The sequence below is a fragment of the Acinetobacter sp. 24-47-47 genome, assembly GCF_057737035.1.
Genome location: NZ_CM173216.1, coordinates 755,642 through 777,986, shown reverse-complemented (window position 1 = coordinate 777,986; position 22,345 = coordinate 755,642). Strand labels below are relative to the sequence as shown.

19 protein-coding genes and 1 pseudogene are annotated in these 22,345 nt (G+C 37.2%); 8 read left to right on the top strand and 12 right to left on the bottom strand.

Features of this window, described 5'->3' with window-relative positions; genetic code table 11:
- The first annotated feature begins 342 nt into the window (after nucleotides 1-342).
- From AC1M9E_RS03625 to AC1M9E_RS03615, 3 genes are all read left to right on the top strand, one after another.
- A complete protein-coding gene (locus AC1M9E_RS03625) occupies nucleotides 343-1,335 on the top strand; it encodes a LysR family transcriptional regulator (protein WP_035268043.1) in 993 nt (330 codons plus the stop codon).
- A gap of 141 nt (nucleotides 1,336-1,476) precedes the next feature.
- Nucleotides 1,477-2,799, top strand: a complete 1,323-nt coding sequence (gene paeA, locus AC1M9E_RS03620) for a polyamine export protein PaeA (protein ID WP_035267989.1) — start codon at nucleotides 1,477-1,479, stop codon at nucleotides 2,797-2,799.
- A gap of 336 nt (nucleotides 2,800-3,135) precedes the next feature.
- Nucleotides 3,136-4,473, top strand: a complete 1,338-nt coding sequence (locus tag AC1M9E_RS03615; RefSeq protein ID WP_092767019.1) for a CitMHS family transporter — start codon at nucleotides 3,136-3,138, stop codon at nucleotides 4,471-4,473.
- A 58-nt stretch (nucleotides 4,474-4,531) separates the two neighbouring features.
- On the opposite strand, the gene AC1M9E_RS03610 is transcribed toward AC1M9E_RS03615, so the two are convergent.
- The 12 genes and pseudogenes from AC1M9E_RS03610 to AC1M9E_RS03555 all read right to left on the bottom strand — a co-directional run bounded on the left by AC1M9E_RS03610 (nucleotide 4,532) and on the right by AC1M9E_RS03555 (nucleotide 17,466).
- Complete coding sequence (locus AC1M9E_RS03610; RefSeq protein WP_481607705.1) at nucleotides 4,532-6,073, bottom strand: TolC family protein; 1,542 nt, start codon at nucleotides 6,071-6,073, stop codon at nucleotides 4,532-4,534.
- Complete coding sequence (locus tag AC1M9E_RS03605) at nucleotides 6,070-8,202, bottom strand: peptidase domain-containing ABC transporter (protein ID WP_481607706.1); 2,133 nt, start codon at nucleotides 8,200-8,202, stop codon at nucleotides 6,070-6,072. Before AC1M9E_RS03605 ends, AC1M9E_RS03610 begins: the two co-directional genes overlap by 4 nt.
- Before the next feature lie 11 nt (nucleotides 8,203-8,213).
- On the bottom strand, nucleotides 8,214-9,482 hold the full coding sequence (locus AC1M9E_RS03600) for an HlyD family secretion protein (RefSeq protein ID WP_481607707.1): 1,269 nt from the start codon (nucleotides 9,480-9,482) through the stop codon (nucleotides 8,214-8,216).
- A 235-nt stretch (nucleotides 9,483-9,717) separates the two neighbouring features.
- A complete protein-coding gene (locus AC1M9E_RS03595) occupies nucleotides 9,718-11,505 on the bottom strand; it encodes a cholesterol oxidase substrate-binding domain-containing protein (RefSeq protein WP_481607708.1) in 1,788 nt (595 codons plus the stop codon).
- Between the two features lie 94 nt (nucleotides 11,506-11,599).
- A complete protein-coding gene (locus tag AC1M9E_RS03590) occupies nucleotides 11,600-11,938 on the bottom strand; it encodes a hypothetical protein (protein ID WP_035268003.1) in 339 nt (112 codons plus the stop codon).
- A 137-nt stretch (nucleotides 11,939-12,075) separates the two neighbouring features.
- Nucleotides 12,076-12,822, bottom strand: a complete 747-nt coding sequence (gene tatC / locus AC1M9E_RS03585) for a twin-arginine translocase subunit TatC (RefSeq protein ID WP_051586588.1) — start codon at nucleotides 12,820-12,822, stop codon at nucleotides 12,076-12,078.
- Nucleotides 12,815-13,213 (bottom strand): Sec-independent protein translocase protein TatB, encoded by a 399-nt coding sequence (gene tatB / locus AC1M9E_RS03580; protein WP_051586589.1) that lies wholly within the window; start codon nucleotides 13,211-13,213, stop codon nucleotides 12,815-12,817. The genes tatC and tatB overlap by 8 nt, the downstream gene beginning before the upstream one ends.
- 54 nt (nucleotides 13,214-13,267) lie before the next feature.
- Nucleotides 13,268-13,417: pseudogene (gene tatA / locus AC1M9E_RS03575) on the bottom strand (twin-arginine translocase TatA/TatE family subunit); the annotation flags it as partial.
- 245 nt (nucleotides 13,418-13,662) lie between these two features.
- Complete coding sequence (locus AC1M9E_RS03570; RefSeq protein ID WP_488225035.1) at nucleotides 13,663-14,175, bottom strand: hypothetical protein; 513 nt, start codon at nucleotides 14,173-14,175, stop codon at nucleotides 13,663-13,665.
- A 125-nt stretch (nucleotides 14,176-14,300) separates the two neighbouring features.
- Nucleotides 14,301-15,209 carry an AEC family transporter gene (locus AC1M9E_RS03565; protein WP_481590505.1) on the bottom strand — a complete coding sequence of 303 codons (909 nt, stop codon included), beginning with the start codon at nucleotides 15,207-15,209 and terminating at the stop codon, nucleotides 14,301-14,303.
- 140 nt (nucleotides 15,210-15,349) lie between these two features.
- Entirely contained in the window at nucleotides 15,350-16,069 is a 720-nt protein-coding gene (locus AC1M9E_RS03560) for an HAD family hydrolase (RefSeq protein WP_481589115.1), read from the bottom strand.
- Nucleotides 16,070-16,179: 110 nt separating this feature from the next.
- Nucleotides 16,180-17,466: an MFS transporter gene (locus tag AC1M9E_RS03555; protein WP_481607709.1), complete on the bottom strand. Its 1,287-nt coding sequence runs from the start codon at nucleotides 17,464-17,466 to the stop codon at nucleotides 16,180-16,182.
- A gap of 137 nt (nucleotides 17,467-17,603) precedes the next feature.
- Here AC1M9E_RS03555 and AC1M9E_RS03550 point away from each other — a divergent pair, with 137 nt between their 5' ends.
- From AC1M9E_RS03550 to putP, 5 genes are all read left to right on the top strand, one after another.
- Nucleotides 17,604-18,221 carry a lysophospholipid acyltransferase family protein gene (locus AC1M9E_RS03550; RefSeq protein ID WP_488225034.1) on the top strand — a complete coding sequence of 206 codons (618 nt, stop codon included), beginning with the start codon at nucleotides 17,604-17,606 and terminating at the stop codon, nucleotides 18,219-18,221.
- 74 nt (nucleotides 18,222-18,295) lie between these two features.
- Nucleotides 18,296-19,225 carry a patatin-like phospholipase family protein gene (locus AC1M9E_RS03545; protein ID WP_481595096.1) on the top strand — a complete coding sequence of 310 codons (930 nt, stop codon included), beginning with the start codon at nucleotides 18,296-18,298 and terminating at the stop codon, nucleotides 19,223-19,225.
- Between the two features lie 86 nt (nucleotides 19,226-19,311).
- Nucleotides 19,312-19,785, top strand: coding sequence for an NfeD family protein (locus AC1M9E_RS03540; protein WP_092767009.1), 474 nt, complete (start codon nucleotides 19,312-19,314; stop codon nucleotides 19,783-19,785).
- Between the two features lie 24 nt (nucleotides 19,786-19,809).
- Nucleotides 19,810-20,664: an SPFH domain-containing protein gene (locus AC1M9E_RS03535; protein ID WP_035268029.1), complete on the top strand. Its 855-nt coding sequence runs from the start codon at nucleotides 19,810-19,812 to the stop codon at nucleotides 20,662-20,664.
- A 168-nt stretch (nucleotides 20,665-20,832) separates the two neighbouring features.
- Complete coding sequence (putP, locus tag AC1M9E_RS03530) at nucleotides 20,833-22,323, top strand: sodium/proline symporter PutP (protein WP_092767008.1); 1,491 nt, start codon at nucleotides 20,833-20,835, stop codon at nucleotides 22,321-22,323.
- Nucleotides 22,324-22,345 lie beyond the last annotated feature (22 nt).

The following is a 22,345-nucleotide window of genomic DNA, read 5'->3' as shown; positions in this document are numbered from 1 at the left end:
ATTTTACCCTTCAATTGACTTTTTTGACAGAGCATCATTAATAAACTGTTAGTTTTAAATGAATATTTTTTAAACTGTGAACCATATTGATGGAATCAACAATAAAGCATTTAAATTGAGATAAACCTAAAAACAATTTAGAACATAGCATGGTAATTTCAAAAACAACTAAAGCCCTATTTCTTAAATAAATGTATAGGTACTGCCTTATGACAAAAATAACGTAAATTTGATGAATATATGTTAAATTCTGCTGAAAAAATCAGCATAAAAACACACAAACCTAAGCGCTTATGGCATAATTCTCCACGATTTCAAAAATTTATTTTCGGTATTTTTTTTATGAATCTTGAGCGGGTTGATCTCAATCTCTTAATTTACTTAGATGTTCTTTTGCGAGAGAAGAATGTTACACGTGCAGCAGAACAATTGGGTGTTACTCAGCCTGCAATGAGTAATATTTTACGTCGTCTTCGTAACTTATTTAATGATCCGCTTTTAATTCGCTCTTCTGAAGGAATGACTCCTACAGAAAGGGCTTTAGAACTACAGCCTCGTATTCGTGATGCCCTTTCTGATCTATCTATGATCTTAGAACCACGAACAGAATTTAGACCTTATACGTCAAATCGTGTTTTCCGCATCATGACTTCAGATTATGCTGAAGCGACACTTGTGCCTCGCTTAGTTAAGGCTCTGCGTTCAGAAGCACCAAATGTTGTTTTAGATTTTCTAACACCGAGTGATGTATCTTATCGTGATATGGAACAAGGTAAAGTTGATCTTGCCATCAACCGTTTCAACGAAATACCACAAAGTTTTCATCAGGTTCTGGTGTGGCGTGACAGCTTTTCATGCTTACTGAATAATAAGCATCCTGCCGTAAATAATTTGAATCTAAAAAGTTATCTAGATGCGCAACATATCTGGGTTTCTAAAACTGGGATGGGGGTAGGATTTGGTGTTAACCCAGAGAAACAAGCCGGTTTAGGTTGGATTGATCAAGCTTTAGAGCGTATTGGTCAAAAACGCAAAATTTCGGTATTTACACGTCATTATCAAATGCCAGGTTTATTAGCGTCTAATGTTGATCTCATTGCGACATTACCGACGAAAATCGCTCGCCTACAAGCTAAAAGTCAAAACTTGATGCTCAAAGACCCTCCATTTTACATTCCTGAATTTGAACTCAAAATGGCGTGGTGCCCTCTATTACATCATCATCCTGCTCATCGTTGGTTACGTCAGTTGATTTTATATGTTGCTCGTCAAATGACTGAGGAAGAAAATCGTGAATTTCTTTCAAATAACAATACCCACTTCTCACAATTTTGATTGAGTAGAGCTGATTTAAATCAATACTTTAAAATTTTTTACTCAATAACTATGATATTGAGGTAGTGTAAAAATTCACTACCTCTATGTTTTTTGTGATAAAACTTTCCTCATAAATAATTTAAAAACAAAGGTGTTCGTGTGAGCCTCTTTCAGAATTTCGTGATCATTATGATTTTGATTGCTGGAGCTGGATTCTTATCATTAAGTGAAATCGCACTTGCAGGATCACGTAAAGTGAAACTGAAAATTTTGGCTGAGTCTGGTGATGATCGTGCACAAAAGGTGCTTACGCTTCAAGAGAATTCAGCTGATTTCTTTGCTGCCTCGCAAATCGGCTTAAATGCTATTGCAATTTTGGGGGGGATTTTAGGTGAAGCTGCATTTAGACCTTATTTTGTGATTTTGGTCGATCGTTTCTATGATGGTCCTTGGTCACAATCAATTGGTTTTGCATTATCATTTACTTTAGTGACATCACTGTTTATTTTATTTGCTGATCTTATGCCTAAACGATTGGCAATGATTGCACCTGAAAAAATCGCTGTCTCTTTAATTAATCCTATTCAGGTATTCATTACTGTTTGTCGTCCATTAGCTTGGTTTATTAATGCAATTGCCAACCTCTTATTCCGTTTATTCAAAGTAAATACTACTCGTGATGATAATATTACTTTTGATGATATTTCCGCGGTAATGGATGCAGGGGCACAAGCAGGTGTCTTACAAAAACAAGAACATCACTTTATTGAAAATGTATTTGAACTTGAAGAACGAAATGTTCCTTCGAGCATGACTACACGTGAAAACGTAGTTTTCTTTACCATCAATGAATCAGAAGAAAGTATTCGTCAAAAACTGGCTGAATTTCCCTATTCAAAATATTTAGTCTGCAATGAAAATATTGATCAAGTGATTGGCTATGTTGATGCTAAAGATATCTTGATTCGTATTTTAAATAATCAAAAATTTAATCAGTTGAATGAATCCACTATCCGTAATGTATTAACGATTCCAGATACACTTACACTATCAGAATTACTTGATCGCTTCAGATCTAGTAAAGAAAAGTTTGCCGTAGTCATCAATGAATATGCCTTGGTGGTTGGTGTTATTACCCTATCTGATATTATGATTACCGTGATGGGTGACTGGGTTACGCCAACGGATGAAGATCTTCAAATTATCAAGCGGGATGATCATTCTTGGCTGATTGAAGGCAGTACACCTATTGAAGATGTCAAGCATGCATTAGAAATTGATGAAATGCCTGATGATGAAAACTATGAAACTTTAGCTGGGTTTATGATGTTTAAACTTCGTAAGATTCCACGTCCTGCTGATAGTGTAGTATTTAATGGTTATAAATTTGAGGTGGTCGATGTTGACCATTTTAAAATTGACCAACTACTCGTGACCAGATTACTTGATGAAAAAGCAGAATTAGAATCAACTGTTGAATAAGACACTATCCACCACTCAGGTGGATTTTTTATTCAGTTTATCTAATTAAACTTGAGATTTTTCGCCTTCAAAAATTATTAAAATTAGAATTTATACTCAATTTTTACTACAACTATCACACTTAAAAATCATTTTTAATGTCTCCAATCACAAAATATAAATTTTAAACTTATGAATTTTAACTACTATTTTTTATAAAAATTATGGTTATTTTAATATTTTCTAAACAATATTTAGTTTAATCATAAATTTCTCTAAGATGGTCGGCGTTTTCGAAGATAACAAATACTGTAATAGAAACAATATTGATTAAAACGCTAATCTAAGGATAGATCCATGTTGACCTTGCTTGGTTTGGGCATGATTTTGTGCTTTATGTACCTCATTATGTCTAGACGTATGACTCCCCTCGTCGCACTCACGCTTATTCCCGTTCTTTTTGCGCTAATTGCATATGGATTAGGTTTTTTTGTAGATAGTTTGAACCATATTCAACTTAATGAACTTGGTGAAATGATGTTAGATGGTGTTAAAAAGTTAGCACCTACCGGCGTCATGTTGCTATTTGCTATCTTGTATTTTGCCATCATGATTGATACAGGTTTATTCGATCCATCAGTGAAATTTATTCTCAGATTGGTAAAAGGTGATCCCCTCAAAGTAGTATTAGGTACGATTACCTTAACATTGATCGTGTCTTTAGATGGTGATGGCTCTACCACTTATATGATCTGTGTTGCTGCCATGTTACCGCTTTACAAGCGATTAGGCATGAGCCCTTTAATTATGGCCTGTCTCATGATGTTAGCCAGTGGAATCATGAATTTAACGCCATGGGGTGGACCTACTGCACGTGCGGCAAGTGCACTCCATGTAGATCCTAGCGATGTGTTTGTTCCTATGATTTTACCGATGCTGTTCGCCATTGGTTGGTTGTACTTTTTAGGAACCATGTATGGCCGAATGGAGCGAAAAAGATTAGGCATCATGGAATTGGATATTAGCCATGGCGACAATATTCAAATTTCATCAAACCCAGAGGCAAATCGAGCGCATTTGAGATGGTTCAATGGATTATTGACTCTTGCACTGATGGCCAGCCTAGTCATGGGTATTTTGCCTATGCCTATTTTATTTATGATTGCATTGTGTATTGCTTTAGTCGTGAACTATCGTGATATTGATATGCAAAAAAGCCTAGTCGCTCATCATGCTGGTAGTGCTTTAAATGTCGTTGGTATTATTTTTGCCGCTGGTATTTTTACAGGTTTACTCACTGGCACGGGTATGGTTGATGCCATGTCAAAAGAGTTAGTAGCGATTATTCCAGATAGTATGGGTCCATATTTGGCACCAATCACAGCCGTTTTAAGCATGCCTTTAACGTTCTTTATGTCAAATGATGCTTTTTACTATGGTGTTCTGCCCATCTTATCTGAAGCTGCAGCACATTATGGCATCTCTCCTGTGGAAATGGCACGTGCATCGATTGTTGGTCAACCCGTTCATCTGCTCTCACCCTTAGTTCCATCTACCTTTTTACTCTGCGGGCTTGCTGGGATTGAGTTTGGTCAACACCAAAAATTTACCATTAAATGGGCGATTATTACGTGCTTAGTGATGCTTGCAAGTGGATTAATATTTGGGATGTTCCCATTCTATTCTGCTATTTAATTGTATCTCGAGTTTCGGAGTGATTTTTTGATCACTCCATTCTCTTATTTATAAAAACTTATTGAGCTCGTGTCTCATTCCAAATATTCAAATTTCCCATGTTAGATAGAAGTTGATACCTCACCACTAAAAACTCTGTCAACAAGGTGGAATAATTCATTTTTGCTTCACTTAACACATTCTGAGCATTAAGCACTTCTAGTAAATTTCCTACACCCGCTTTATAACGTCCTTGAGCGACTTCATAGGCTTCTGAAGCACTTTGATTCAATATCGTTAGCGCCTTAATATTGTCATGAATTGCATTTAGCTCATTATAGTTTTTCCAGATTTCAGCATTAATTTCAAGCTTCAATCTCTCCTGCTCTAATAGCTTTAATTTTAAGTTTTCTTGAGCAATGACAATTTGATTTTTTCGATTATAACCATCAAACAATGGGAAATTGACTTGCACACCCGCTTGTAGAGATTGGCGATCACTTCCATAACTTTCACTCGTTTGTTTTTGCTGATCATAAATGCCATTAAAACTAATAGATGGATATCTAGACCGCTGTATTGCCTTAATTTTATTTTCAGCTCCGAGTGAATCATACTGTGCAGCTTTAAACTTTGGATGCATTTTTTCAGCATCCTGAATGAGGATTTCAATCGGTTTAAGATCTAGCTCTTTTGGAATTTTTAATTGATTATTAATTTTGAAATTTTGGTATGCAGGCTCACCCATTAATGATGCTAAAAGTCCTTTTGCTATTTTTAAATCACCTAAAAATTTAGTTTGATCTGACTTTGCTTTCGCCAAATTTGCGGACATTTGTAATGCATCTGATTTGATACCAACACCCGCACGATATCGAGCATTTGCAATTTCATAGTTTTTTTCTGCAAGTACAACCAACTCATTAATATTATTTAACTTTAACTCAGCCTGAATAATTTGATAATAAGTCGAAATCGTTTTGATGATCATATTTTGCAAAGCTACATCATGCTGTGCCAAAGACATCGCTAATAATTTTTCGGCTTCTTCTGCTTGATAAAATCGACTACCAAAATCATAAAGTAGCCAATTGGCTCTTATTCCAAGTCCGTAACGGCGTAAGTCAGTGTCATAACTCAAAACAGGACGATCTTTTACTTGATTATCATCACGTGACCAATCGTAATTCAAGGTGCTATTCACTTGAGGATAATAATTTGCTTTAGAGATTTTAAGCTGAGCAGCTTGAATACGCGTTTGTGCCCAAGTACTTTTTGTCTCAGGATTACGACAAACTGCACGTTCAATGGCATCAAGGAGCTCTATCTGCTGTTCATTCTTGAGACTATTTTGAGATAAACAATGTTGAGGTTGACTTAACATTTTCTGATTTTGAAGGTCAAGTGACACACTTTGATTGAGTTGTTGTTCTATTTGCTTACGTTTTGTCTCATTCTCACGGGCTTTATGCTGAGCCGTGAGCTCATCAAACCATAAAGTCTCGCGCTGTTTTTTTAGATTTGGAGTCAGTTTTGACAACCAACTCTCTGCATAAGCCAACGAACTATGTACGAATAGCGACTCAGCAACAACAATGAAAGCGATGTATGGAATTTTCATTTAGGTTGCAAATCCTTGGTCAACATATCACGGACAATCACGCCATCTTGTAAAGCGATAATCCGCTCAGCAGATGAAATCGTTTCTGGACGGTGTGCAATAATCAATTTGGTAATATTCAAATGCTTGAGATTTGCATTGACCTCTTGTTCTTTTAATACGTCTAAACTACTGGTCGCCTCATCCATAAATAAAATCTTTGGTTTTTTATAGATAGCACGAGCCAATAAAATTCGTTGTTTCTGTCCTCCTGACAACATATTACCAATATCCCCCACTAAGGTTTGATATCCCATTGGCATACGGCTAATGTCATCATGAATTGCGGCATATGCTGCACATTGTTGTACCCATTGCATATCTGGATTTGAATCAAAAAAGCAAATGTTTTCTGCGATTGAACCAGCAAATAGAATGTCATCTTGTAACACTGTCGCGACTTGATCTCGCACAGCGTTTAATCCTAATTGTTCAAAGTCACGCCCCATGATTTTGACTTCACCTTCATTCTGTTTAAATACGCCTAACAGAACATGTAGCAGTGTGGTCTTACCGCAACCTGTTGCCCCGACAATGGCGACAGATTGATTTTGGGGAATCTTAAAACTAATCCCCTTGAGTACATAAGGGTCATTTTCTGAATATTTAAAGTGCAGATTTTCGACTTCAATTGCATTCTCAACCTGATCTACATTTGTGATTTCAGCATCACCGTATAATTTTTCTTGTTCTGTTAACACAATATCGGATAAACGCTCTACATCAATTTGAAGCATTTTAACTTCGATAAACTTATCGATTAGTCCTGCAACCCGACTATCAAATTGGCCTTTATACGCCATAAATGCCATCAGCACACCAACTGTAAAATTACCCTCCAATACCAATGTGGCACCTAACCAAATAATTAGAATGTTCTGAATCCCAAATAAGACTCCATTCGCCAATGAGAATCCTAAACCTAACTTTTGGGTCGTTAATCCAGCATTGACTTGATTGACCATAAGGTTTAACCAAGTCGAACGGCGAACATCTTGTCGCTGGAACAGTTTTATGGTTTTAGCTCCACGCACAGTTTCCATAAAATGGCTGCTTTGCTTCGCTGCATGAATAATTTGCGCTTCAGTCGCTCGCTTCAAAGGTGCATACCAAATCCATCGGATTAAGGCGTATAAGCCCATGGTAAAAATTGCAATCCAAGCTAACTTCGGACTGTATACAAACATTAAAATCAACGTAAATACTGTCATTAATCCATCAAGAATCGCAGCTAAGAACGTTGTGGTGAGCGTGGTTTGAATGTTACCAATTGATCCAAATCGCGAAACAATGTCACCGAGTGATCGTCTTTCAAAATAAGAGACAGGAACATTAATCATGTGATTAAAGACGTTGGCTTGCCACTGCACACTTAAATGTGTGCTCATATACATCATGATCCAAGAACGAAGTAGCCCGATAAACTGCTGAAGCAACATCAACATGCCAAACCCAATAGCCAGTATCGTTAAGAGATCCCGATCTGCAGATACGATCACATGGTCGATCACCCATTGCATAAAAAATGGGCTAATTAATGAAAAAACTTCTAAGGCTAAGGCCAAGATTAAAATTTGCCCGAGAGATTTCCATAAACCACGAACATGACCGATTAGACCTTTAAGCTGAATCTGATTTTTATCTTCTTTTTTTTCAAATTCAGTATCTGGCCAAAGCTCTAATGCAACACCCGTAAAATGTTCAGACACCTCATTGAGTGTCAGTACACGTTTACCAAATGCTGGATCTAAAATCGTGACTTTATTGGCACTGACTTCTTGCAATACCACAAAGTGGTTGAAATCCCAATGTAAAATACACGGGGTTTTAAGCTGATCTAAATCTTCTAAATCCAGCTTTAATGGGCGTGTTACCATTTTCAACTGATTACTAATTTTGATCAGCTGATTGAGATTTGAACCCTTTTGAGAAACTGAAAAACGACGTCTTAACGTTAATAAATCAGACTCATAGCCATAATAATGCGCAATCATCGCAATACAGGCTAATCCACATTCTGTCGCTTCCGTCTGTAAAATGGTTGGAATTTTCCGTCCAAATCCAAGAGAAATTTTGTCTAATATCTGCATGTTATTTCTTCTTATATCTTGCCAGTGATGCTATATAACGGTTCGAGTACCCATTCATATAGTTTTCTTTTTTCTTGCATGATATCTGCATCAAAGGCCATGCCCACTTTAAGAGGCTTACTTTCACCATAGGCTTTTACAAACTGTTGTTCTAATTTGACTTTGACTAAATACACAGGTTCACTTTGGTTAAGTGTTACACCCTGACTTAACTCGCCTAAATTGGTCAGTTCTTGTGGGTTCATCGTCGTCGCTGAGATTGAATGAATCACACCTTCACCTTGACCAAATTTTTGGTAAGGATAGGCTTGAAAACGAAGTTTTACGGTTTGACCAGTCCTTATAAATCCAATTGCTGAACTGGGTACAAAAAGATGTGCTTCTAAATAAGAAGGCGTCGGAACAATATTCATAACAGGAATATTAGGAGAAATAAACTGACCAACCTCTGCATTAATCGATGCTATTTTTCCTGTCGCATTGGCTTGTAATAGCAAACTATCCCGCGCTTTATTTTCTAAAAATTCTTGCTGATTCGAAGCTAATTGACGATCGACCAAAGTCAGCTCACTTTCCAACTTCGATGCTAGTCCTTGCTGAGCCAATAATTTATTTTCTAATTCAGCTTGTTTAGTATTTTTTTCACGCTCATAACTCTGTAATGCAACTTTTAGGCTGATATAGTTATCTTGCTTCAGTTGATATTCTTCAATCGAAATATATTCTTTATCTTTTAAATCTCGATAACGATGTGCATTTTCTTGTGCAAGTGCTAGACGTTGGCGTTGCTCGGCAATTAAGCCATCTAATTTTATTAAATCTAAACGTATAGATTGAATTTCTGCATTTAATTGTTGAACATTATTTAAATGTAAGTCTTTTAGTTTATTTTTTTCAGTATCTAAACTTTGTTTTTTTAACTCAATTTGTTTTTGTACAGACTCATTATAGTTACCTGTACTATTATAACGCGTCATTTTTAATGTAATTAATGGTGTCCCTTTCTCCACTAATTGACCTTCTTTGACGAATTTTTCACTGACTGTACCCCCTTCAGCACTATAAACTCGGATTAAACCTGTATTAGGAATCAATAATCCTTTAACACTCGTCCTCTTCGTATAGCTTCCAAAAAAAATAAAACTCACTAATAAAACAGTAAAAATGGCGACAACAATCGTGAGTACCGTAAATGAAAATGGTCGAATCAAAATGACTTCACCAATCCACTTTGACTTTTGTGCATCAATCGCTTTGTCTCTAAACAGCTTATTTGTCATATATATTTGTAATTAATTTTTCAAGTACGGGTTTTTATATTGAATTTTCATCAAGTTGACTACATTTCAACAGCGTGCTTAAAAGAGACAAACACAAACCAAAAGTTTTCAATAAAATAGTCATGATCTGTGTTGTCTCCTGTTCTATCCCACACTTCGCTCAGCTAAATCTGCTTTGAATAAACTCAGTTGGATACTGATTTCAATAGATTAAAAACGAAGCGTTCATCTTGTTTTATTTCAAAACTCGATTGACTAAAGGTGCTGTGAACAAAGCATGAGGATCATATTGCTTTAAAATATGACTACTCGACTGAATGGTTAAATGATTAGATTGACCCTGAGCATGGACGCGTGGAATTTCGTAATCGATATAAGTTGAACTATCCCAAGCTTTTTGATTGGTATAGCCCCACCCTTTAGACCATTCTGGTCGCATCAAAGAATCACCTTGATAACGTTGTGACATCCACTCCTCAACTTCTGTGTAAAATTGCGCTGAGAATGGCGTACCTGGCAAGGTTAAAATATCAAACCAAACGGCACAGTCCCATTCAGGATGATCAGGACAAGGTTTAATGGCTGATAATGCTGCTGTTTGAGCGCCGTGAACAATTGAATCTTCTGGATGATCCAAGCCCGTAACTCGAATTTCAACAGGTCCATTCATTGGGAAACGACCCATTTTTTGATATTGCTTCATCTTAATGCCGTAATAATCACAAAAATCAGCAATAACCCGTTGAACGTTTGCACGACTGGTAATGACAGCATAGCCATTTGCCGTAACACGCAAAGTTGTTGGTTTGACATACAGTAAAACGTTTTTTGACGTTCCCCATAAATCATAAGTTTGAGTGGAAGCCAAACCACCAGTCAAAATCGTCGTGATTCCAGATAATGGCGTACCATTTAAACCTAGTTTAGAGATTTCATACTGAGTAAAACCGAAGGTTGGCGTGAGATAAGTACTTTTATTGACGATGATTTTATGAATCAAATCAGTAATAGGTTTGATCAAATTATCTGAGAACCAATAATTGAATGGTTTGACTGTCTGTCGAGCAGTCAAAGGACGATACGGAGTAACAGTCCAAACTTTTAACCAAGGATAATCGGTGAATGGAAACCAAATTGCTTCTGCACGACCAGATTTATCCAGAAAATGAGAGAAGGTACGTCCAGCATGCTTATCTTGAGCGAATAGCTCATTGATATGAATGTCGGTATAGCTTTCACAACGAATATATTGATTTTTTGACGTTTGTAATTGTGCAGATAAAATAAATGCACGACCTATATGAACTAAAAATGCACCAATTTCTGGATCATTTCGCAGGAAGGTTTTCGCAACATATCGACCTTCTCGTTGGTCGAAAACAGCAGCAGTGATCGATACCACTAAATTACTGATCGAACCATAAGTTTGACCTTCTTGTTTTATTTCCCCTACGGCAGGTACACCTGTGCCATGACCATCAATGGCCAACACACCACCCAAAGTTAAATCTCCAGGTGCGGGCACTGCTACAAATCCACGATTACGGTATTCCATTGCGGTTAACAATGCTTCCATTTGAATGCCTGCTTCGGCAGTCACAATACCTTTTGCATCAATACTGACTTTGTTGATATGCGTTGGCATATCAATCAATAAAATTTTAGTAATCTTGTCTTGATCATCCAACAATAAAGGTGACCAATTATGTGACATCCCTTTGGGTCTGACTTTATAGCCATTTTGATATGCCCAGTTAATGGCTTTTAAAACTTGTTCTTGATTTCTCGGTGATGCTGTCCATGCATTTTCATAACGAGATTCCCCAGACCAATTTTCATATTTCTGTTTAAAAATTGAGATTTCAGTTGGGAAATTTACTAATCTTTCTTGTAAAGGAAAAAACCAAGCTTCTGCCTTTTGTGTTGGAAGCCATGCTGAAACAGCACCAACAGCAGCTAAGCTACCCATTGTTTTTAGAAAGTTTCTTTTATCGTGATCTATTTGTTCTGATGAATTCTGCATTGTTATAGCCACCAAAAGTTTAGCTTTATTATTTCTGTTACTGAAAGCAGACCAGTACTCATGACCAGTCTGCCTTTAACACTTTATTTAAAACTTATGAAAGCCAAGCACGAACGCCATTTAAAGTCGGAAGAAGTTTATATTGACCTTCTGCCTTTTCTTTTTCGTAATGGTTTGGAGTTTCAGCTACATCGCCACCAAGTGCACGACCAAGACCAATTAATGTTTTTGATGCCACTAAACCAGTAGTATCAGCAGCTTGGTGTACTAGCCCTAAACCTACTGCACTAAATACAACACCAACTGATGAAATCAGTTTTGAATTAAGTGTTTGATTGAATAAGTTCACACCGTGGATGATTGAGTCACCAATCAATGTTCCAGCACCAGATACTTCATTGATTTCTTCTTGCTTTAATTCTACTAAGCTCATGATTAAAACCTCGTTATAAAGAATTTATGTTAGATACACCTAACTTTTGTTAAGCACTTTTTAATATACAGAATGAATTGTGTATCTATAATGAAAACTGTATGACACTATTTAATTATTTTGTGATTTATTTAACATTAATTTTGATAATTCGATTGACTCAATATTCTTGAAAATAACAGCCCAATTTCAAATAATAGATAGATCATTGTGCCCCCAATCGCCATTGATAATATGTCTGGCGGCGTTACAAACATGGCAATAAAAAAACAAAAGATAAAAATGTAAGGTCTATTTTTTTGGATGGTCTCAATGTCTACTAATCCAAAATACACCGTGATCATAATGACCAATGGCACTTGAAAAATCAGCCCTAAGACGAAGAAAAACTTAATACAAAACAATAAGTATTGTTGAATATCTGTCATAGGGGTCACACTATCTGGCGAAACTCCAATAAAGAATCCCAATACAGCGGGCAGAATAAAAAAGTATCCCAGTGCAATGCCCGAGTAAAACAACACAATACTTGAGGGAAAAAAGAAAAAGAAAATTTTACGTTCTTTCAGATAAAGCGCATGTTTTAAAAAAACATATAATTTATAAAAAATAAAAGGAAAAAGGATGATCAGCGTGACAAAAAATACCAACTTAATGGGTGCTACAAATGTACTGGTAATATCTGTCGCAATCATATGCGCATTTGCAGGTAATTTAGCTTGTAGAGGCAGTGCGATCGCGTTATAAATTTTGTTCGCGAATGGCACTAATCCAACAAAAATAACTAAAAAGCCGATAACGACATGAATTAAATTTCGCCTAAATTCTTCAAAATAATCAGAAAAATGACTCAGTGTTTTTTTGAGGTCGGAAGTTTCAGACATATCTCACTCCCATTACATGTATATCAACACACGACCAATGCGCTAAATGAGTCATTAGAAAATCTGTTTTATAAGGTGCTGGAACATAAAACTTTTGTATTGGGAAATATTGTTTTTGTTTCTGATCAATTTGATCATCTAGATGCGCGAAATATTCCTGCATTTGAGTTTCAAGCTGTTTAACATTCTGAATTTCGTCTTTTAATTCTTCACGAAGTTGATGAAGCTCAAGTTCTAGATCTACTTTCTGTTTAATATCGGATTTTATTTCACTTATTTTTTTCAAGCTTCGAAGCGCAAAACGAATCGCATCGGGTAAACGATCAGGACCCAAGACCACAATTACAATCAGTCCAAGAAAGAGTAGTTCTCCAAACCCAACATCAAACATAGGTTAAAACACCACAATATTGCTTTGAATATTGTTTAAAAAAGATTATTGATGAGTGTCTTTTTTATCTTCGCGAACAGCATCTTTAAAATCTTTTACAGCGCCGCCGACATCTTTGCCAAAATTCTTTAATTTAGCTGTACCGAAAATGACCAAAATAATTATGGCAAATAGTGCGATATGACCAATTGAAAGACCCATCATTATAGTTATCCTTATTTTTTAATATTGCTTAATAATAACAGACCAACAATGCATAGAACTCTTGAAATGTCTAACAATCTCAGCATACATATTTGAGTCTGTTAAGATTTTTTATTCTGCTTTCAAAATATAAGCTACTGATAAAAGTAAAAAAACCGATTTAAGCCTTTGCTTAAATCGGTTTTCAGTCACTTGGTTCGCTAAACTACGTTTTCAATTCTTTGTTTAACTTGAATAATAAAGTATTAGCGATCATAGATTTCTAAAAGTTTATCTAAAGTTGCTTGATAATGAATATCGATATCTTCAGCTAAAATAGCATACGCATTATCTAACTGAACCATTGGCCAGCCTTCTTTCCAAAATGGAAAAATATTGTGTAGATCATGTGTTACGATTGCTTCTTCACGTGTAATCGCCTGTGCAACCTGCGATAAAACTTGTGCTGTTTCAGCACCATCAATCTCAAGATAATCAATACCACGCGCTTTAAGAATACGAATTCTGTCTTTTTTATATTTAATTTTTTTTGCTTGTGCTTCATTTAAGCCTAGCGCAAGTGTCACTGCTTCAACAAACTTTTCTTCAAAAGATTGATGTAATGCAACCAAGGCTTTTTTATGTGCTTCCTGACGCCCCTCTTTACCACCACTTCGAATCAGTTTATTCGCCTCAACATTAAGTTCGTCAGATTTCATTGACTGCAAAATATCTAAAATTTCGATATCACTTAAAGATTCAGCATTGTGGTGTGTCATGGGAGTACTTCAATTCAACTTAATCTTGCATTTTCTCATAATTCAACACAAATACATAATCTAATTCAAATTGAATCGATAAACTTTCAAATGATTCTAAATATTTGGAATTATACTTCTGAGTTTTAGTGCAATATTAAAGTCAAAACGATGGGTAGTGTGATTGCAGCACCGATAATTTGCAGACTAATTATGCCAGCCATTAATTGACTGTCACCACCCAATACTTTTGTCAGAATATAAGCAGCTGAAGCCGTTGGTAATGCAAAATATAAAATAAAGATTTGCGTCTCTAAAGCATTGAAGCCCAGCATTTTACAGACCAGCCAAGCCAAAATCGGCATTAAACATAAACGCGATAGCGTGTTGATCATTAGAGGTAATGATTCTTTTTTAAGAGCCACAAATTGCAATGCAGCACCGACACACATTAGTCCCATAGGTAAGCTACATATCGCAAGTTGGTAAATTAATGACTCTGCACCTTTCCATAATGGCAGCCCGGATACATTGTAGAGCACCCCAACCAGACAACCTAAAATTAAAGGATTTTTGAGTAACGATATAATCACTGCGCGAAAATTCATATTTTCATCATCGGTCAGTGCCAATACCGAGATGATATTCACAACAGGAATACTGATCGCCAACAGTAATGCAAAAATCGTCATGCCTTCTGCTGGAAAAAGCGAAGCAACAACTGCTAAACCAATATAGGTATTAAAACGTACATTACTTTGAACATAGACTCCAAATCTTCGTGTTGGGGTCTGAAAAATTCTTTTTAAAATATATAAAACCGCACAAGCAATTGGAAAGACCACGAGTAAAATGACTAAAATTTTACTCACCATCTCCATATGAATATCAGCTTGAGCCAAATTACCAAAAAGCATGGCAGGAAAAAACACAAAATAGTTAAGTTTCTCTGCACCCGCCCAAAACTCGTCTGTTAAATATGATTTCTGTTTAAGAAAATATCCAATTAATATGAGTCCTATCAGCGGCACTAAGGATAAAACAATGCTGTACATAAATGATGAGCCTAATCGAGTGCAGATCGCTCAGCCCTAATACGCTCAATCAACCACAGTAGTTTATTGCATGCATTTTGAACTGATCATTTTATATTACACTGCATCAAGCTGATCGTCTCAAAAATTCATCATTTACATCATGCATTGACTTGTTTTATATACGCTAAAATTTCAGGCAAAGTCTGAATTGTTTTATTTAAGGGCGGTTGATGTTCAGCCAAGGATTGGTGGAACCCCGCCAAATATAGCCCATCTAATCCAGCCTGAGTAGCAGCCCAATAATCATTCACTGGATGATCACCAACATAAAGACAATGGTCAGGTGCAATTCCTAATTGTTGACAAGTCATATGAAATATTTCTGCTTGAGGCTTTGACACACCTGCCTTCTCAGAACTCATGATTACATCAAAATAATGCGCGATTCCTAAACCTTCGATAATTTTGTGTCGAGTGAAATGTCCTCCATTCGAAATGATTGCCAACTTAAATCCCTCGCTTCTAAGCTGATCAAGCGTCTGAATAGCATTTGGCATCATGACTGCGTTTAGTCCAAATTGATTAAACCAATAGTCACTTAATTCATCTAATTCTGGTGCTTTTTTCCATTTCAACTGATTGAGTAATGCATGAGCGACGGAACCACCAATGGTAGGTGCAGTCATTCTTTCTCGGATGGGATAGCCACCATGATCAATATATCGAATCGTTTCGAGAATCTCAGCTTGCGCAGACGAGGCAGATTGATCGATTTGCTGTTTATAAGTATTAAATAATGCCCGACTAAAAGTTTGAACACTTAAATCTCGGTGTGTCAGTGTATTGTCCAAATCAAAAATAACAGCTTGAATTTTCATAGTGCTTAGAGGAGTGTATTCATTTGCCCATGCTATCAACTCTCCGCAATCTCGATTATTCCTTTTTATTTCATCCTAAGCATGAAAATGAATAAAAGATAGATTACAGACTAATTCCATGGATGTTTGTTTTGAACTGTATACCGACTCCATACTAAAATTGGTATGAACAAAAATAATCCTAATATACAGATCAAAATGAGATATGAGGTATAACCAAGCCAATCGCCTAATATGCCACTCAAGGTATACAGTGCTCCCGCAATAGAAGCCATCAATGCGACTTGGAAAGTAAAATCTGTTCCTGCAAATTCTTTCCGACTGTATTGCATCACCAAGGTTAGAATAATCACCAATAACATCGCAGCGAACATATCTTCTAAAGCATTGATGATATAGATCCACACGACGTTCAATTCAGAAGGTCGAGCCTCATAATGCGATAACCATGCAAATCCAATGAGACTCAATAATTTAAGCAGTGAAAAAGTAATTAAAGCACTTTGACGCGAATAAAACCTAAGTAGCCAACCTGCAATACCTGCTCCGATCAAAGCAGCAAATGCTCCAAGCATGGTCACATTGACACCAATTTGCGTCTTAGATAGTCCTAAATCGACCAACAATGGTTTAAGAATAGGTCCAGACAATCCATCCGTCACTTTAATGCTACACAATACAAAAAACCAAAGTCTGAGTTCTCGATTTTGAAAAAAATATTTTAAGTAATGACTTAAAGCTTTCACGAAACTTTGAGTTTTAGATGATGAATCATCATCTTGATGATTATTGATGCTTTGTGAAGTATGTTGAGGCTCACGATACAATAATACGGGTAGCGTATTAAATGCCACCAAAATAGCCAAGCATAAAAAAGTGGTTTGCCAAGTCAATGCATCTAATACCCACAATATCGCACCGCCTCCCACAATAAAGCCCAACCTTGAACCAATCACTTGGAACATATTGCCTAAATGCTGTTGTTCACCTTTTAGAATATTCACAGCTAAGCCATCGGTTGCTATATCTTGAGTCGCTCCGAAACTATTCATCATCAACAATGCCACGAAAAATCCAAAGAGATATTGAGGTTGATTCAGTGATTGAATGGGGATAAATGATAAGATAATCAATGTGATAATTGTGAGTAACTGAGTGGGTATAATCCAACTGCGGTAATGCCCTTGATTGAACAAATGAAGGCGATCAACCAATGGAGCCCATAAAACTTTGAGTGCCCACGGAGCCATCAGCAATCCAAATCCACCAATATGCGTTAAGGAAACACCTTCAGCACGCAGAATCACGGGCAAAGCATGTGTCATAAATCCTACTGGCAATCCTTGCGCCCAATAGAGTGAAAATAAAAGCACATACATTTTGGTATTTGGTGACATGAAAGAGGTATCCTGCAACTGATGTTTTCTTAATCAATCCGTATTGAGATGTCCTTGTCACTTGATTCTTATTCTGCCAATGTATCTCATACACAAGGTCTTTATAATAAGTTTAAAAAGCAATTATACAACGCACAATGAACAATAGATTTCCAAAATCACCATCACAAGTTCCTCAACGCGGTTCAAAGTTGAGTCGAGCAGCGTTCAAACAGCTTTATCTTCGACAAGGCTGGTCTTTTGAAGGAGAATTTCCAAATTTTCCCAAAGCTGTCGCAATTGTGTCCCCCCATACATCAAATTATGATGGACTGTATGCCTTTCTCGCGATGCTTGGCATTGGCATTGAAGTCACAATCTTTGGAAAAGATAGTCTGTTCAAATCTCCACTCAAACATTTACTCAAATGGATCGGGGTGATTCCGGTAAAACGCGATACCCCCCAAGGCTTGACTCAACAAATTGTTCAAGCTATTCATAAACGAGATAGAATTTGGGTGGCAATGGCACCTGAAGGTACACGAAAAAGTGCTAAAAACATTCGCAGCGGTTTTTATCACATTGCCTTAGGTGCAAATATACCAGTGGTAATGTTTGCATTTGATTATGATCATAAAATCATTCGATGTTTAGGAAGCCTCGAAATGACGGGAGACTATGAATCTGATCTGCACAAAATATTAGAATATTATCGTGGAAAAATTTCTCCTAAAAATATGAATCGTTTAGCATTACCCTTTAAAGAACTTTTGTAAAAATGCTAGAAAAATAGACAGCAATCTGTTGAGATATGCCTAAAATTTTGACACTTTTTAGCAGATTAATGTCTATGTCATTGCTCCTCAATCTTCCCAAAATCAGCTTCATTGGCCTGAGTTTATTGGCGCTATCAGGCTGTAACTCTACTGTAAAAAATCCTACACAATCCACTCAAATTCAAGCACGCGAGCCAGTGATCGCTATTGCTCTAGGCGGTGGTGGTGCAAAAGGTTTTGCGCATATTGGTGTATTAAAGGTTTTAGAATCTCATGGTATAAAACCCAAAATTGTTACGGGTACAAGTGCTGGAAGTTTTGTCGGTAGTATTTATGCTTCAGGCAAATCTCCCTATCAACTACAGCAAATTGCACTTCAACTGAAAGAGTCCGATATTCGTGATTTAACTTTAAATCGACAGGGTGTGGTCCTCGGTCAAAAGCTCCAAGATTATGTCAATCGACAGGTTGGGAACAAACCGATTGAACTATTCCCGATTCGATTTGCTGCAGTTGCCACACGTTTAGATAATGGTAAACGCGCTGATTTCGTCAAAGGTAATACAGGTCAAGCCGTAAGAGCGTCATGTAGTATCCCTAACGTCTTTGTTCCAACAACGATTGGCAAAACCAAATATGTTGATGGTGGACTCGTGAGTCCAATTCCAGTTCAAACTGCCAAAAATATGGGTGCAGATATTGTGATAGCAGTTGATATTTCTGCACGCCCTGCAGGCAATAAGCCGATGAGCATGTGGGGACTGTTGGATCAAACGATTAATATTATGGGTCAACAAAGTATCAATACTGAACTCAATGCAGCTACAGTCGTGATTCAGCCAAAAGTTGGCCATTTAGGAACTTTGGATTTGAAAGCCAGCAATGAGGCAATACTTGAAGGTGAGAAAGCAGCGCAACTGAAAATTAAATCAATAGATACCGCAATTGCCAATTTCAAAAAATCTCCTGCTGCTTTCAAACCTGCACCAACAGCTCGCTTTTAAGCATTTTTTATAGGCTTCTCTGCCCTAGTCTGTTATCTTGATATAGATGTTTTCGTCTATAACAAGATAACGATTAGAGTAGATGTATGGACTTATTGATTGAACCTTGGCATTGGTTTGTATTAGGTATTTTGCTCATCCTGTCTGAGCTCATTTTACCGGCCTTTGCTGCACTGTGGTTTGGTATAGCTGCAGTCATTATTAGCATACTGGTGTGGCTATTTCCTTCTATGGGGCTTCCAGCTCAAATTATTTTATGGGTTGTCCTATCGATTTCATGTACGGTGATTTGGTTTAAATTTATTAAACCACTTTCCGTTGATAAGACTAAAGCGGGGCTCTCACGTGAAGCGACAATCGGACAAGTTGGGATGGTGATTCAAATTGGTCATGAACCTGAATTAGTCAAAGTTCGGTTTCAGCTTCCAGTTCTCGGCTCTGACGAATGGAATTGCAGAACACTGAACCCTGTTCAGGTCGGTGATCGTGTCAGAGTTACAGATATTTTAGGTAATGAGCTGGTCGTTCAAGCGCACAATAACCTCAACTCACCGTTATAAACAATAATTCTTAAAGGAGTAGAAATGTCTGGTTCAATTATTGCCATCGCATTTTTGGCATTCGTCGGGATCACTATTTTTAAAGGGGTTCGTATTGTTCCTCAAGGCTATAAATGGATCGTACAACGTCTGGGTAAATACCATACAACCTTAAGTCCAGGTCTAAACTTTGTGATTCCTTATGTTGATGAAGTCGCATATAAAGTCACGACAAAAGATATCGTTCTCGATATTCCATCTCAGGAAGTGATTACAAGAGATAACGCAGTTCTTTTAATGAACGCTGTTGCCTATATCAACATTACTACACCAGAAAAAGCAGTCTACGGTATCGAAAACTATACTTGGGCAATCCAAAACCTTGTCCAAACTTCTTTACGTTCAATCGTAGGTGAAATGGACTTGGATGATGCTTTATCTTCACGTGATCACATTAAAGCGAAGCTAAAAGCAGCAATTTCTGATGATATTTCAGATTGGGGAATTACGCTTAAAACGGTTGAAATCCAAGATATTCAACCATCAGGTACAATGCAATCCGCAATGGAAGCCCAAGCCGCAGCTGAACGTCAGCGTCGTGCGACAGTGACACGTGCTGATGGTGAAAAACAAGCTGCGATTCTTGAAGCTGAAGGTCGTCTTGAAGCATCACGTCGTGATGCTGAGGCTCAAGTTGTACTCGCTGAAGCTTCAGAAAAAGCCATTAATATGGTTACCAATGCTGTAGGCGACAAAGAGATCCCTGTCGCTTATCTACTTGGTGAACAATATGTAAAAGCAATGCAGGATATGGCTAAATCTAATAATGCTAAAACTGTGGTATTGCCTGCTGACATCATGAATACGATTCGTGGGGTAATGGGTCGTAATAATCCTTAAATCGCTCAAACACTCTTCAAAATTTAAAAAGGCAGCTTCGGCTGCCTTTGTTATTGATATGACTCAAGATTCAATTCTTCAGCATTTATTTTAAATTTATGGTTAAATTTCGCATCCTGAAAGATTGCATGAAAACAATCTATCGTCTAACTGCATCATGGAAATTGTATGAGCACCTTTGATCCCACCTTAATCACTTTCTTGTTCTATATTGTCGCCATGGTCGTGATTGGTTTAATCGCGTATCGAGCGACCACGAACTTTTCAGATTATATTTTGGGTGGACGACGTTTGGGAAGTTTTGTAACAGCCCTTTCAGCTGGTGCTTCTGACATGAGTGGCTGGTTACTTATGGGTTTGCCAGGTGCTATTTATCTTTCTGGTCTATCAGAAATGTGGATTGCAATTGGTTTAATTATTGGTGCATGGCTCAACTGGCTGTTAGTAGCAGGACGTCTCAGAGTTCATACTGAAGTTCAACACAATGCCCTTACACTCCCAGATTACTTTTCCAATCGTTTTAATGATCAGAAAAAAATTCTACGAATCGTTTCTGCATTTGTCATTTTAATCTTCTTTGCCATTTATTGTGCTTCAGGCATGGTGGCAGGCGCTCGATTATTTGAAAGTATGTTTGATCTTTCTTACAGCACTGCCCTTTGGATTAGTGCAATTGCAACGATCAGTTACGTTTTTATTGGTGGGTTCTTAGCTGTTTCTTGGACAGACACCATCCAAGCGGGATTAATGATTTTTGCCTTATTGCTTACCCCCATCGTGGCTTTACTGACTTTTTCCGATTTATCTCAAGTGAATCTAGCACTTGAAGCAGCGCGACCAGAAGCAAGCAGTTTAATGGGTAACTTAAGTACCGTCGCAATTATTTCATTACTGGCTTGGGGTTTAGGCTATTTCGGACAACCTCATATTCTCGTACGTTTTATGGCTGCTGATTCAGTTAAATCGATTCCTAATGCTCGTCGTATTGGTATGACTTGGATGATTCTGTGCCTTGGTGGTGCAGTGGCTGCTGGATATGTCGGTATTGCTTATTTTCAGCAAAATCCACAGTTCGCTAATATTGTGAATGCTAACCCTGAAACTGTATTTATGGAGTTAACGAAAGTTCTATTTAACCCATGGATCGCAGGCATTGTATTAGCTGCAATTTTGGCTGCGGTAATGAGTACATTGAGTTGTCAACTTCTTGTATGTTCAAGCACTTTAACCGAAGATTTTTATAAATCTTTCATCCGTAAAACTGCTTCTCAAAAAGAACTGGTTTGGGTGGGTCGCTTGATGGTGCTACTGATAGCTTTACTTGCGATTGTTTTAGCGTCAAACCCTGAATCTAAAGTACTTGGTCTAGTTGCCTACGCTTGGGCAGGCTTTGGGGCAGCATTTGGCCCGCTCATTATTCTGTCTTTATTCTGGAAACGCATGACATTAAATGGCGCTTTGGCGGGGATGATCATTGGTGCAGTGACCGTTATTGTATGGAAAAATATTTGGGCTGATACTGGAATCTATGAAATCATTCCTGGCTTTATTTGCTCCCTCATCGCAATCATTGTTGTGAGTTTATTAGGTAAGCAACCAAATTCTGATGTTACTGACCGATTTGACGAAGCAGACCGATTATATAAAGCGACAAAATAACAAATAAAAAAGAGGACATTCA